Source organism: Candidatus Methanomassiliicoccus intestinalis Issoire-Mx1 (genome assembly GCF_000404225.1).
In the GTDB taxonomy this organism is placed as follows: domain Archaea; phylum Thermoplasmatota; class Thermoplasmata; order Methanomassiliicoccales; family Methanomassiliicoccaceae; genus Methanomassiliicoccus_A; species Methanomassiliicoccus_A intestinalis.
In genome coordinates this window covers 612,990-628,290 of the sequence record NC_021353.1, presented here as the reverse complement: position 1 = coordinate 628,290, position 15,301 = coordinate 612,990, and the positions used below count along the sequence as shown (strand labels likewise).

General features: G+C 41.1%; 10 protein-coding genes. 6 read left to right on the top strand and 4 right to left on the bottom strand.

What is annotated here, in order from left to right; translation table 11 throughout:
• Positions 1-35: 35 nt before the first annotated feature.
• Positions 36-599, top strand: coding sequence for a hypothetical protein (locus H729_RS03035; protein ID WP_020448532.1), 564 nt, complete (start codon positions 36-38; stop codon positions 597-599).
• On the opposite strand, the gene mcrC is transcribed toward H729_RS03035, so the two are convergent.
• Entirely contained in the window at positions 600-1,202 is a 603-nt protein-coding gene (mcrC, locus tag H729_RS03030) for a methyl-coenzyme M reductase I operon protein C (RefSeq protein ID WP_020448531.1), read from the bottom strand. It lies immediately after the preceding gene.
• Positions 1,199-2,818, bottom strand: a complete 1,620-nt coding sequence (gene atwA / locus H729_RS03025; protein WP_020448530.1) for a methyl coenzyme M reductase system, component A2 — start codon at positions 2,816-2,818, stop codon at positions 1,199-1,201. Before atwA ends, mcrC begins: the two co-directional genes overlap by 4 nt.
• Before the next feature lie 444 nt (positions 2,819-3,262).
• Between atwA and H729_RS09880 the strand changes: the two genes are divergently transcribed.
• From H729_RS09880 to H729_RS03000, 5 genes are all read left to right on the top strand, one after another.
• Positions 3,263-4,234, top strand: a complete 972-nt coding sequence (locus H729_RS09880) for a DUF2111 domain-containing protein (protein ID WP_020448529.1) — start codon at positions 3,263-3,265, stop codon at positions 4,232-4,234.
• A gap of 48 nt (positions 4,235-4,282) precedes the next feature.
• A complete protein-coding gene (locus tag H729_RS03015) occupies positions 4,283-4,612 on the top strand; it encodes a DUF6951 family protein (RefSeq protein WP_020448528.1) in 330 nt (109 codons plus the stop codon).
• Between the two features lie 95 nt (positions 4,613-4,707).
• A complete protein-coding gene (locus tag H729_RS03010) occupies positions 4,708-6,228 on the top strand; it encodes an ATP-binding protein (RefSeq protein WP_020448527.1) in 1,521 nt (506 codons plus the stop codon).
• A gap of 9 nt (positions 6,229-6,237) precedes the next feature.
• A complete protein-coding gene (locus tag H729_RS03005) occupies positions 6,238-7,365 on the top strand; it encodes a metallophosphoesterase family protein (protein WP_020448526.1) in 1,128 nt (375 codons plus the stop codon).
• Positions 7,356-9,788, top strand: a complete 2,433-nt coding sequence (locus H729_RS03000; protein ID WP_081633098.1) for an AAA family ATPase — start codon at positions 7,356-7,358, stop codon at positions 9,786-9,788. Before H729_RS03005 ends, H729_RS03000 begins: the two co-directional genes overlap by 10 nt.
• Here the strand turns inward: H729_RS03000 and nifB are convergent.
• Both nifB and H729_RS02990 read right to left on the bottom strand, forming a co-directional pair.
• Positions 9,775-11,016 (bottom strand): nitrogenase cofactor biosynthesis protein NifB, encoded by a 1,242-nt coding sequence (nifB, locus tag H729_RS02995; protein ID WP_020448524.1) that lies wholly within the window; start codon positions 11,014-11,016, stop codon positions 9,775-9,777. The genes H729_RS03000 and nifB overlap by 14 nt on opposite strands.
• A 313-nt stretch (positions 11,017-11,329) precedes the next feature.
• Entirely contained in the window at positions 11,330-15,268 is a 3,939-nt protein-coding gene (locus tag H729_RS02990) for a right-handed parallel beta-helix repeat-containing protein (RefSeq protein ID WP_020448523.1), read from the bottom strand.
• Between the last annotated feature and the right edge of the window lie 33 nt (positions 15,269-15,301).

Genomic DNA, 15,301 nt, shown 5'->3' with positions numbered 1-15,301 from the left:
AATTCCTTAATAGCCTTGTTTAACAATGTGGGAGCATGTCTCGCGAGGAGATCCTGAGCAAAGTGAGAGAGAAGCTTCAATCCATTTCAGGAGTGGTTGAAGTCCTGATTATGGATGAAAATGTGAGAAGTGAAGTATTCAGACTAGAAACAATCGCTGACAGCAACGGAGCATGCGGAGGACTTCTGGAATGCACGAATAACGGTGTCTGGGCATCTCTCAAGCGGGATATCACAGTAGTATTGATAGGAGACCAGCATCTGCTGCTTTCTGATGAAGGCCTTGTAGTGATGGTTGATGATTCCGGTACGATTGTAGGGGAATATGTCACACCACTTAGAAAAGAGCAGATTCTGAGAAAAAATCCTGATGCGAGCTTCCTTTCTGATGATTTTGTAATCTATGACGGAGTAAAACTTACCAGCGAAGTGCATTTCGAGATTAACGAAGTTGGATTTGATTACATAGATGATATTGCAGGCATCAAAAACATTACCTCAGGAAGCATATCCACATTGTCTGATGATTATCTAAGAGATATCACAAAACACAGTGATAAAAAATACTGGACTCATCTGGTAGGCTTTGATTTCGCCTGATCACAGATGAGTTCTTACTTTTGATACTATTTCGTCAAGCTTACTCTGAGGACAGGTTGTGCCTCTTACAACACCGCTCACGATATCGACTATTTTTCCTTTAGTATCAATTCTATCTTCCGGAGGCATTACCAGTCTTGTCTGCACTCCGATTGACGCAAAGTCTTCAAAATCAATAGGCGCCTGGCAAACCACAATGGCCGGAATATTTACATTTCTCAGGATAAGCCTGGCCTTATAGATCAGGTGATTCCTGACATTTCCCAGATGGATGATAGCAAGCTTAAACTGCTGGATTCTCTGAACTTCAATAGGATCCAGACCGAAGATAGAACTGGTGGTGACATCAGGGGCATCGGCCGGAACACCAGAGCCGGCATTAACCACAAGCACGCTGGTATCGATACCTTCTTCTCTTAACGCGAATGTGATTTCACAGACCGGTTTTGTAATGTGACGCTTTCCAGGTCCCATTGCTATTGCAACAACATCTCTTCCGCTTTCAGAAATTGTTGCTTTCTGGGCCATCCCGCCGCCTACGCCAAGCCCGCGGGATTCCCTGCATTCAACGAAACTAAGCTTTCTACCAATAGTATCCTTCAATTCTCAGCACCGCCGTTCTCATTCTCCTTCAGCTCGATCTCTTCTAAGTATTCCACGATATCACTAGGAGCACCCATTGCGACGATCTTTCCATCTTTCATGATAGCAGCACGGTCGCAACAGTTCATCACGAAATCCATATCGTGAGAGACTATTAGAAATGTTTCGCCCAGCTCTTTACGTGCTGTGAGAACAGATTTAGCTACAGAATTCTTCGTAATCGGATCCATTGTTCCCGTAGGTTCATCGAGAATGACCAGGCTAGGTTCCCTGATCAGAACCTGTGCGAGGGCAACTCTCTGTTTTTCACCTACGCTGAGGTTGTCAGGATAAGCATATAATATCTTTTCCACATCCGCACGGTCAAATCCAGATCCTAAAAGAACTTGAATTGCCTTCATCTTTGCCAGCTCTGCGGGAAGCTTAATTCCTATGCATACAGTCAGATTCTGAAGGATCGTATCGAATGGATATAGTGAAAATTCCTGATGCAGTATTCCAATGTACTGAGTGGCTCTTCCTTTCCCTGTAGGTCCTGGCTCAGCCATATTTACCCAGTCGTCTCCAATCCTTACTTCCACTTTACCCTCGGAAGGCTCGCGGAGACCGCAGATCATTTTTGAGAGCGTTGTTTTGCCTGCACCGGAAAGACCCACTAAACCTACAATTTCTTTTTCGTTGACTTCCAGGGATACTCCGTCTACAGCTTTTACAACACCTCTAGTGTATGAATAATAGTAACGTTTTACATCACTGATTTTAATGAGCGGCTGTCCGACCTGTACATGACTTTCTTCATGCATTTCGTGTCCACGCATGAATTCTGCTGAAACTTCCTTTGGAGAACCTTCCATTTTAACTTCGCCGTGGTCCAGCCACATAGCGCGGTCTGAGAGAACCTCAATTGCTTTCGGCCAGTGGGAAGTTACCACCATCGTCATGCCTGTATCTTTAACAGCATCAGTCAGAACCTTGTGAACCATGTCTGCAGTAGACGGGTCAAGGGTTCCAGTCGGTTCATCTGCCAGAAACAGTATTGGATCTTTGGCAAGCTGTCTTGCTAAAACGCATCTCTGCTTTTCACCGCCGGACAGGTCACGTGCTATGTGAGTGATACGATGATCTAATCTTACAGATTTTAACAGCTTGAGGGCTTTGTCGACTTTCAGGTTTTCATCCATATCCTGAGGCAGAGCTTCAAAGACATTTTCTATAACAGTCATATCGCCAAAAAGAGAGAATGTTCTCTGGAGCATGATTGCAATACGGCTTCTGAGCTGTTTTTTGATAGGATCGAGATCGTCAGTATTCCAAAAGTCTATGTCCCTGTGTTCTACAGAGCCTCCACATATCGTACATTTTCCAGTGCCGGGAAGTTCTACCCAACCACACTTTTCACAGTAATCAACATGATATACCACGTTTCCAGAATCCGGATGATATTCTGGAGTTCCTCGTAGCATGTTGATCAGTACAGACTTTCCAGCACCGCTTCTCCCAATGAGTCCAAAAACTTCTCCTGTGCTTATTTCTTCATTGATATTTTTTAGCACATATGAACCATTGAATGATTTGCTGATATCTTTTAGAGTTATGAACACATGTGAATCGGACATGATACAGTGAAAAAGAAATTAACGCTATATAGTCTTTGGCTGATTTTACTCACTGGAACAATTGTTAGGACAGCGGTTTTCTGAATATTTTTTACCAATGAGATCTCAATTTAATATTGCTGGACAAAGACTGCTTCCACATATTCTATAAACTTAGAATAAAATTGCAAAAAAATTGCAGACTGACCGACAGAGGAGCGAGAATTTGCATTTAATTTACTCAGAGATGTGTGAAAAACAAAAATATTTTCAAAACACAGATCCGGCAGTTATGCAACATCCCAATCAAATTATGATATTTTAGCGATGTGTCTCATTTTATTAGATGATCATCTATGAATAAACGATTTGGTGTACATATAGATCATAAAAAGGCAAAATATAGCCATCTAGAAACGTTTTCATCCACAAACTTTATTCTATGGTTGTACTATCCATCGCTCAATGGGGCTCAATTATAAGCTTTACACGGGAGCAGGTCCAACCCCCAAATATTCATTATATCACGTATGGAAAACCTATGATACCATCTTCAAAGAAGGCCCTGTCGGAAGAAAGGCCCTTTCACAGATAGTCGGAATCGGAGAAGGAAGCATCAGGACGATCCTCAACAAAATGATTGGAGAAGGTTTTGTAACTGTAGGAAAAAATGGAGTAAGTCTTACAGACCGAGGCATCAGAGAATATCTAGACTGCGGGATGAGCGTTGCGCAGGTTGATTTGAAAGGAGTTACCATTTCCAGCCAGGACTGTGCTGTTCTTGTCAAGGGGATGGCAGCACATATGAGCAATGGCAATGAACAGCGGGATGAAGCTGTGTATTCAGGAGCTGAAGGAGCCACTTCATTTGTTGCTAAAAACGGTAAATTATACTATCCATGCAGCAACATGAGTCCGGACGAAGAAACTACTGCCTGTCTGAAAACTGCATTCAATATCCGTGACGGGGATGTAATCATCATCGGCACTGCGAAAAAGTACCGCCTGGCAGAACAAGGTGCAGTGACTGCTGCACTGGCACTTGAAAATCAGGTTAATCTTTCCTGGGTTGAGAAAAATGTATGGGAATCGTTCGGGCCGGATACTGAGGCAGAGGCTCTTCAGTCGATTGCCCTGGCAGTTCACGAACTGACTGGAAGACTTCCCACAACAATGAGAAGCAAGAACTGCAGCGGTGTCAGATGTGAAGATGGATTGGTCATAGACAATAATTATACTGGACCTGTTTTAGAAGAAGTCCTGGAAACGGCTAAGATAACGCATAAAATCTCACCTTCCGGGCCGTACATGGGGGTTCCTGTTGTTGCTGTGCCTGTTATGAAGAAGAATAAGGCTGTGGCTGTGTTTGGAATTGTAGACATCACAAAAGGCGGCATGTTTGAATTAGTTTCAAAAACACATAAAGGCAGAAGATGAGAAAAATCAGGTAGAAGTAATAAAGCATCATAATGTAATGATGAAAGTATGTCAGACAAAACATGCGTAGAAGTCAATCCCGGCGTATGCAGACTGAATACTAAAATTCAGGCAGTTTATGGTGATGACGGAGTCGTCAGATTCGAGATAGAAAGCGAGTGCCCACATGTTTCCAAAATTGTTGATGTGCTTAACGATGAGGAAATGGGAGCATTTGATGTCATGAAAATGCCTTTTGGAGAGAATCCCATATATGTAGCATGCGGAAAAGTACTGGGCCACGCCGCCTGCATAGTTCCATGTGCATTGATGAAAGCTGCCGAGGTAGCTACTGGAATGGGGCTGAAAAGGGCATCAGAAATAAAATTTGAGGATTGAGAGCTCCTCAGTCCATATTTTTCATATTATCATTATCCAATATTCCCAGCGGAATTAAAATAGTTCAAATAAAATTTCGCATATAGCGTGTAAATATGGGGATCGGAAGAGTAATCGGAACTAACGTAATGGAAACAAGATTCAGGATTGATTTTGAAGAAAACCTGCAGGTGGGAGAACTGCTCGTTGTAGAATCTCAGAACAAGGAAGGAAAGTACCTTGTCAGAGTCATGGACATAGAGCATGCCGCCGACAAAGAAGACAGCAGCTGGATGAGCAGAACAGCCGGCATGATTATGAAAAAGGACAATCCCGACATGTCTCCATATGAGCAGTATCTTTTCTGCATCGGTGTCTCTTCTCCCCTCGGCTACATTGATGAGGCGAGCTTCAAGAAAACCAAGACTCTTCCGACCCATTTCTCTGAAGTACGATACACCCAGGCTGATGATTATGAATTTTTAAAGTCATATCTGGGTGAGATCGAGATAGGAAACTTAAGGTCTGGAGACAAGGTCCTTGATTTCCCGGTCGGAATTTCTGAAAGGGCTATCCCGTACCATGTAGGAATTTTTGCTACCACAGGAATGGGAAAAAGCAATCTGATGAAGAATCTGGCGCTTTCATGCATGAGCAGAGGAAACTGCGGTTTCCTGATTTTTGATCCCCACGGAGAATATTTTGACGGCGGAGAGGTCAGCAAAAAGGGCCTGAAGGATGCTCCCTACAAAGAGTCGTTTGCCGTTTATTCTTCAAGAGATTTGTCGAGCAGCGGAGGATATAGCAAACTTGTCATCTCTTCAGCTGAGATCGAGATCTCCGATCTGGAAGCAATCTATGAGTTCACCGAGGCTCAGAAAGAATGCTTACAAACAGCCCAGTATAAATACAAAGATGACTGGCTGAACAAGCTGGATGAGCTTGAAGTCGATGAGATAGTTGCCAATCTTCCCGGCTATCAAAGCGGCACAATCAGTGTCATTAAGAGAAGACTGAGCAACTTATTCAGGCTGAACCTTGTTTCTAAAGACAAAAATTACAGCGTTACTGCCAGGATTATAAATCAGCTGCATGAAGGAAAGACAATCCTTGTTGATACTTCGAATGCCCATGAGACTGAAGAGCTCCTGATTTCTACGGTAATTTCAAGAGCAGTCTTTGAAAAGAACAAGGCTCTCTACTCAGACGGGGAAGAGTTCAGCAAGCTGCCGAACACCCTGATAGCAATTGAAGAGGCACAGAGAGTTCTGAAAGAAGCAGAGGACAGTGTCTTTGCGCAGATTGCCAGAGAAGGCCGTAAGTTCAAAACCGGCCTCTGTGCAGTGTCTCAGCAGCCCAAGCTGATTGCAAATGAAGTCATTTCTCAATTCAACACATTGTTTATTCTAGGTCTGTCAGACAAAAAGGACAGGGAAATTCTCAAAAACTCTGCCAAGCAGGACATATCACAAGTTGATAATGAAATTCAGATGCTGATGCCCGGCGAGGCGATTGTGGCATCTCCATTCACACCTTTTGCCGTGCCTGTGAAGGTCCACCTTTATGAAGAGAGACTGAAGAACATTAAAGTTCCAGAAAACAACAAACCAAAGGCTGCAGATGAGGGATTTTTCTGAGGTAGTCTGATGAAATTCATACATGTTTCGGACACCCACCTGGGATTCAGCGCATATCGTACTCTCTGTGCAGATCCCGGACCTTACAAAGGACTTAATCAGAGAGAAGTTGACACGTACAGATCATTCGAGAGGTTTGTGGATGATGCGATAGAACTCAGGCCTGATGTGATCCTGCACAGCGGAGATCTGTTTGATTCAATCAGACCATCGAACAGAACCCTCGGGTTTGCCATGGAACAGTTTTTACGTCTTTCCAAAGAAGGCATCCCGATCGTCATAATTGCCGGAAATCACTCCATGCCAAGAATCCGCGAGACCGGCAGTGTTTTCAGGCTGTTTGACCACATAGAGGGAGTGCACTGCATATACCGCGGAGGATATGAAAAAGTCAGAATCGGCGATATGACAATTCATGGTCTGCCTTATGCCGAAGGAGAAGAATATCTTACCAGACTTGATTCTATCAGTCCCGCAGACAGCAGATACAATGTGATGATGCTGCACACCGGTGTAGCCAGTTTAAAAGCATTCCAGAATTCCAGTACAAATGATCAGGTGATAGAGGATTCACATCTGCAGAAAAACATGGATTATGTGGCACTGGGACACTATCACGGATATCAGAAAATTTTAGACAACGCTTATTATTCAGGCTCGACAGAAAGATTTTCATTTTCAGAAGCAAGGCAGGATAAGGGATACTTAGTAATTGATTTAGATAAAGGAACAAAAGAATTTGTTTCACTGCCTGCAAGAAAAATGATTGATCTGCCATATATTGACGCTCTGCATCTGGACGCTGAAAGCCTCATCAACGAGATTGAAAATTCGATACCAGACAACATTGATGGTGCGATTGTGAGAATGACCGTAAACCGTGTTTTGAGCTCTGTCAGAAATTCAATAAATGCCAAAAAGATCAAAGAGCAGTTTTCTACAGCAGCTCATTTCGAACTGAGAATAGTAAGTTCTCAGGACAAAATGTCAGTGCAGTCCACTTCTGCAGTATTCGGCCACATTGAAGATGAGTTCATATCATTCGTGAATGCCAGACCGATTGAGAATATCGACAAGCAGCGCATTAAGGAGCTGGGACTCAGCTATCTGAAAAAGGAGGCGGGACAATCAGACTGATCAGAATTGAACTGACAAACTACCGCCGCTTCAGAGATGTGCGTTTAAACATTCCAGACGGAGTTGTGGGAATCCTCGGAGCCAACGGTGCCGGTAAAAGCACACTTATCGAAGCCATTGCCTGGGCGCTTTACGGAAGCGGGGGCAGAAACAGCGACATCATCAGGGATGGAAAGGACGGTATCAAAAATTATAACGCATCTCCCAAAGAAGAGTGTTCTGTTAAGATAGTATTTGACCTAAATGGAACAAATTACGAACTTGTCAGATCTCTCAAGGGAAAAAACAATACTCCCAATGCATACTTGCTCGCAGACGGAATACAAACAGCAAACTCCGATTCAGCAGTAACTGAAAAAATCGAGAAACTGCTGGGTATGGAAAGCAAGGAATTCTTTATATCGGTATTTTCACGGCAGAAAGACCTGTCTGCACTTTCAGAATTGAATGCATCCAAGAGAAAGGAGCATATCGTAAAACTGCTTGACATCGACATACTGCAGGATGTGGTTAAGAATGTCAGTATTGATCTGAATTTTGAAAAACATATGAAAGACGATCTGGAATCAAATCTGAAAAATCCAGATGGAAAACTGAAAAAGGATTGTCTGATCAAAGATAGAGATTCATTAATCATTTCTAAAAATGAAATAATTAGAGAGCTGTCGGTTCTCAAAGAAAAAGAAACAGAGCTGCAAAATAAGAAGAATGAGGCTTCAGAAGAGCTGGAAAAACTAGATGCAGTGTATAGAAAATACATTGCAGCCAAAAATGCCGCTGATTCAAAGAAAAAAGAGATTGAGATTGAAACTGGCCATCTGCAGTCGCTTGATATGAAAATATCTGATCTCAATAAAAAGTTAGAAAAACTTCCAGAACTGGAATTAAAATACAGATCATATGAAGAGATGAGTCATAAAAAAGAAGTTCTTGATGAAGACAGAATGCTGTTCCAAAGGAGAAACGATATAATTTTAAAATTAGACCGTTTGGATCAGAATATAAAATCACACCAGGCCAAAGAAGCAGAGATTCTTACCGAACTGGAAAAGTACAGCGGAGTTTCATCTGAGATAGATAAGAACACTGAGCAGATTTCAGAAATTGAAGAAAAGATCAATGAGATCAATATTAAGATACATGAAGTGGACGCTGCTCTGAAAGAAAATAACAAGATTGAAAAATCACTCAGCGAAAAGATCTCTGTAATGAGAAAGAGAGGCCCGGACAGCGTGTGTCCTGAATGCGAACGCACTCTGGGAGAGCATCACACCATTCTTATGAATAAGCTGCAGACTGAAATGCAGGAAGTGTCCGAAACTATCAAAACTGCCTCTGAAGAGAAGATGTCCCTTGTAAACTCTGAAAATGAAGAAAAGATTCACCTGACTGCACTGAAGAAAAGAAAAACACATCTTGAAGAAGAACGACAGAAGGGCATTGATCATACTGCAGAACTGAGGTCTGTAAGAAAACAGGTAAAGGATCTTGAAGAAGAAAGAAAAGATGCAGAGAATTCTCTCACATCAATAAAAGATGTGAAATTTGATAGTGAGGAATACCAGAAAATAACTGACGATCTAAAAAGTCTGAAAAAGTCATCTGATGAATACAACGGACTGAAGGGAGAAAGCCGAAACCTGCCGAATTTTATGCAGGAGAAAAAAGATAATGAAGACAGGATTGTCCGTCAGAAAGATGAATTAGCTAGACTTTTAACTGATTTGCAGAACATTGACTACGATGACGAAGCATACCAGAGTGTTAAGTTATCAGTAAAATCTGCTGAAGAAGAATGCTCCGCAATTCAAAAAGAAATCAATGAGAAACAAACACAGTCCGCAGTCATTGATGAAAGAATAGACAACAAGGCTAGAGAAATTAAGGAAGTTGAAAAAACTGAACTCAAGCAGAAAGAATCGTTGAAAAAGATTTCAGAGCTTGCTGCACTTAGAGATATTTTTTCAGATTTAAAAGATAATCTGATGGAAAGAATTATTCCTGCACTTACAGACATTGCATCATCAATGTTTTCAGACATGACTGATGGGCGGTATTTGGGGTTAGAACTGGATGATGAGTATAACATCTCAGTTTATGACGGAGATGCAAAGTATCCGATAAACCGCTTCTCCGGCGGAGAGATGGATTTAGCAAACTTATGTTTGAGACTGGCGATATCCAGGCTGCTTTCTGATAGGTCTGGCAAAGATATTAATTTCCTTGTTCTCGATGAAATTTTCGGCTCTCAGGATCAGAACAGGAAGCGCAACATCATGACTGCTCTTTCAAAGCTTGAAAATCAGTTCAGCCAGATACTGCTGATTACTCACATAGATGATGTAAAAGACCTGATGCGGAATGTTATTTCAGTCTACGATTCCAAAGAAGGGGAAAGTGTTGCAGAGCTCATATCTTTATGAGGTCTTCACCCTTCAGAACTTTTTCCATCTGCTCCAACGCTGACTGTATGCTGCCCCTGCTTTCCAGATAGGCTATTCCATACTTCCTCAGCAGTTCAAGCACAGGCTCTCCGAATTTCTCGGCAATTACTGCATCCATTCCAGCTAACAGCCCTACAGTCTTTTCCAGCTTGGTGAAGTGCTCTTTACCGTAAACAGGAATATCGCTTGGAGACTCCATATCAATCGTAGCACATTCGATGATTTTACCGCTTCCTATCTTATAAGTGTGGAATGCTGAAGCCTGGCCGAAATGCAGGTCAACATTTTCTCCATCGGATGTAGCTACTGCCACATTGTACCATTCCTTGGAGCTTTCTTTATTCATGCAGCTCTTTGAAATGCATGCAAATTCCTGAGATCTATCTTCTCCCAGCAGACCTATTGCATCCGCCCGGCACTGTTTGCAGTGTCTCATCATGCGGATATCTTCCCCGCACTGATCCTGAATGGCTTTCCTTTCGCTCGGAGTCGGCGCTCTCAGGTTCTCAAATTTAGTTCCGGGCACAGGGATCAGAGGGAGAACATTCACAATGTATACTCCCATTTCCTTTGCCTTTTTAGCAATCTCTGGAATGTGCTTATCATTTATTGTAGGAATGAGAACTACGTTCAGCTTAACAGTCATTCCTGCATTCACAGCCTTCTGAATCCCTTCAAGCTGATTTTTCAAGAGGATTTTTGCTGCATCCAGGCCCCTGTACTGCTTACCATCTTTTGTTACAAAATCATAGATCTTAGAACCTATTTCAGGATCCACAGCATTCAGAGTTACGGTGATAAAATTGACGTTGAGAGCTTTCAGTCTCTCCACATTTTCAGGAAGATTGAGCCCGTTGGTGCTGAGACAGAATGTGAGATCTGGATGATCTTTATTGATTAGCTCTAAAGTTCTAAATGTCTCTTCGTTTGCAAGAGGATCTCCGGGTCCAGCTATGCCTAAAACAGACAAGTTAGGTACTTTGTCACGTACGTAAGAGACTTTAGTCGTGGCATCTTCTGGCGATAATACTTCCGAGGTTACTCCCGGCCTGCTTTCATTAGTGCAGTCATATTTCCTGTTGCAGAAGTTACATTGAATGTTACACTTTGGAGCCACAGGTAAATGCATACGAGCGAACTTCTTATGCGCTTCTTCATTGTAGCAGGGATGCTTCGACAACATTTCTTCTATATTCTGACTGCTCATATGATACCTCAGTACTATGAAGGTGATCATAAGATATAAGGAAAATACCTTAAATTCGTATCTTTTACCTCGTCTTAAGACAATCATTAAAAATTAGAGAGCTTGGGCAGGAGAACGGCTTTAAAAGATCCATATTGAATTTTTGGCATGTTGCGTTAGGTTAGAAGACTTTACAAAATATCATCATCTCTTTTTTGTATTCATTATAAAGCTATCACCTTTAGATTACAGAATTTTGATAAAAAAATTAAAAAAATAGAAATGAGTTTACTGACGCTTTCGCGTTCAGTAAGTTTGTTTGATATTCTTATCATCACTGCTTTTTCTTCATGAAGTAATATGCTAAAGCGATAATGATGAGAATGATGATTACTGCTGCAACAGCGTAGTATATCGTGTTATTGCTGCTTTCTTTCTTATCCTCAGGAGTATCTGGAGTTACAGGTTTGTCCTGTTCTTCATATCCAATGACATATTTTGAAAGATGGTCTGTATCAAAGATTACTTTACCGTTCTTGTATTCGCAGTTTATCTTATCTAATGAACCATCTTCTTTGACATAATATACTACAATATTTTTCGGATCCTCGCCTGCTTTTAATGTGTATGGAAGTGAGATTGTTATGGCCTTTCCGTTGAATGATGTTACATTCTCATTTCCTGCTTTGATGCTGATATCATAAACAGGTCTGTCTCCTACAGCTTTCTTCTGTTCTTCTGTCAACTTGTTCTTTGCATCTTCTACTTCAAATGAAACTGACTCTGCTTTTGTGTTTTCAAGTATTGATGAAAGAACTTCTTTTTCGATGATGATGTCTCCATTTGATGTTTCGATCGAGACTGAATCTATATTATTATTGTTTTCAATCTTTTTAGAAATTGTTTCTAAGTCTGTAGTAGAAACAGTAACAGAAGAAACATTTCCAGAGACGTTTTTAGTGTCTAAGATTGTTATTGTATCAGAACCAGATGAAACTGCTTCGTGAACTAACTCATCTGCTTTTTTATCATCGATTACAACATCAACGTTTCCGTTGCTGTCAGGAATGATTGGTTCTTTCGGTGTGTCTGGAGTCACTGGTGGGTTGACTGGTGTACCTCCGCCTCCAGTTGATGAAGATTTCTTGGAAACACCGGAGAAGTCGATGAGATATTTATCGATGTCATTGTCATTCCACTTAATCATGATGTAAGCTTTGTTATCTGTATTGCTGCTTGAATCAAAGTTATAGTAAGTGGAGAAATAGTCACAAGTATCATTTCCTCCAAAGTGTGAATCGAAAGAAGCAGCAATTGAGTCATTCCACTGAAGATTATCTAGAACATAATCTCCCCATCCAGTAATGATTTTAGCAGTGCTGAAGTCAGCACCAGTGGGAGCTTTGAATCCTATGCCTACCCAATATCCTGAAGTACCAGCTCCATTGATATGACTGGGAACGTTTTTAGCAGTTAAGTAGAGAGTCTTGATATCGGTAACTCCTACCTTTACTGAATAGTCTGTAACACCATCAACCTCTTTTCCAGGTTCTGTAGCGTGATCTATGAGAGGTGCTTGTACAAATTCATCTGAAGTGAAAGTCACGTCAAGATTGACTGCATAGCACAGAGGTTTTGCTGCTCCATCACCATCCCAGTCAACAACGACGTATCGTTCAGCATCATCAGTATCGGCATTGAAGTAGAAACAAACGTAATACTTCCCATCGATATTAACCAGTTCTGCATCGTCAGGAAATGACTTCCACTGAAGAGGATGTTCGTTAAATGAATATTTTGCACCTGTGAGAGTAGTGATTTTCTCAGGAACTGGTATAGCAACGCCAACCCAATAGCCAAGAGTATTCTGAGCATTGTAATGCTGCTTAAGATCGTGGGCTGTAACGTTTAGTATAAAGATATTATTGTAGCCTACTTTCATTTCAACCTTGTAATCTTTTGGAGTAATTGGTATGTTATCAGTTCCATCCGCTCCGTGATCGACTAAAGGTGCTGTTTTTACTGACTGCTCCAGGTCTAAATCGATTAGATAGATTATGTATGTGATTGCTGGATTAGCATCAGTTGTATCGGTATCGATAGTGATCTCAATTGAGGAAAGACTACCGATGAAGAATACAACATCCATGTAAGCATCATCTGTGCTGGTCTTACCAGAATCTAACGCCTTCTGTCCAACAGTCTTGCTTGCATCTCCTTTAAGAGTTACTGAAAGATGTTCCAGATTATCATATGTTTTATCGAAAGATATTCTGAAAGGCAGATAGTATCCTGACTGCATTGCTAAGTTACCTGAAGAAAAGCCATCGTAACCAGTTACATATTTCAGAGTTCCTCCCGGATAGAAAGTGTAGCCGCCGTCAGTGGAGTAGAGATTATAAGGTTCAATGAGATCTTTTACAGATACACTATCATTTCCCTTTTTGAAAAGGTTTTGAGGATCAGTGCTAAATGTCGCTTTATCATTTGACGGTAGAATTACATAATCGTTGTTGGTATACGATAAAGATTCATTATTTAATTTATTACCATTTAGCTCTAAAGTGACAGCGTATGTGTTGTTATTACCACCTTGTGCAGTAAGTTTGAGAACGTTTCCGTTATCATAACCACCATTAGAAGTACTGCTGCCAAGATCTGATACAAAATTTACACCAGAATCATAACTTTTAGAAAATGTATTGTTAAAGATTGTTGCCCGATAAGAGTTGTGAATATCGATGCGAACTGCGCGACCACCGGCATACGGATTGTTGGTGTTACCGCTTGAAACGCCATCGTTATCAGCATCCCACTCAGAGATTTTATTGTTAGAGATGTAGAGATTAGGTTCTAATGTTAATTGAGTATAGTTAGGGATCTGAATCTGAATCGCATTGAATTCGACATTAGTGATTTTGTTGTAAATTATGCTTATGTTAGGAGAATCGCAGTTATAAATGTAAATTCCACGTCTGCAGTTAGAAACGTTTTCAGTTTCAGTTTTGATTTCATTACTGCTAATTTTGATTTCATTACTGCTAATGAGGAGATTTCCTCTGCAATCCTTCAAGTAAATAGCGTTTACATCAATTGAAGTGTCTACTGATGCGGTTATGTCTGTAAAGTTACAGTTGGTGATTGTTACATCATTTGCCCCGTACAAGTAAAGACCTTTTCCTTTGAAATCAACACCGTTGACTGTTACATTTATGTCGTGTAATGTTTTTGCATCATTCTGAACGAATGTACCAGTAGTAGTAGTGTTTTGGTCCAGAAGGTGCTTGCCGACATAAATGTCAAAGTTTGCATCATCATTGAAAGTTACATTGTCGATGACGACGTTGATGTCATTGTATGATGTTTTATTTGCCTCATTCTTAGTAACTGCATAACTGTTGTGATCGAGAATAGCAATACCCATTCCCCAAGGGGTAGGCACATCCGATCTAAACTTATTAGCATCGTTCTTGGGAAGTGGAGTTTCAGAATTACCAGTAACACTAATTTTAGCATTGCTGATATATGCATCCCCAGCTCTGATTTCGATACCTGAGAGACCGATGAATTCTCCACCAGTTATGGTTAGTTTTCCAGTACACGGGAAGTATATTGCTGCATAATTCTTGGATTCATATGTTCCGCCGGTGATTGTTACATCAACACCAGGATTCTGACCGTTACCGGAAATTGCTGAATAGCCTGCAGTTATTGTAACTCCTTCCCCAGATGTTACTTTAGAATACTTTGCAGCGTATACACCATAACCTTCTGCGCCACCTTCAGATCCAGTACCTTCAGATCCAATAACAGTGATTTTACATTTGTCTAAGGTAAGTTTAGCAACATTTCCTGATTCTCCAGATACCATGATTGGGAACTTTTCATCCCCTGCTACAGTATGGTTAATATTTCCTATGCTACTGCTGGAATCAGTTATTGTTAGATCTCCGCCAGCCTTCACTTCAATTCGTGAAGTGTCAGTGGTTGTCAGCGTTTTGCCATTGAGATCAAGAGTCAATGCCATACTGATCATAATAATTTTAGAATTCGAGGGTGTAGAAGCAGTGTCATCGCTAGCAGTGGATGCAACTTCCTCACCGGCGGCATTAATGTCCGTGAGAAGTTTGATTATGTATTTTGAACTAGTATCTGAACTAGCTGCTAAGACTGCTTTGGTGATGGTTTTGTATGGTGTTTCAGTGCCGTTTCCACTAGTATCATCACCATTAGTATCATCTACAAGAATTGTTTTAGAACTATTCTCACTCAAAACAATTGAGTCAGAATGATAAGTTTCCTGTAC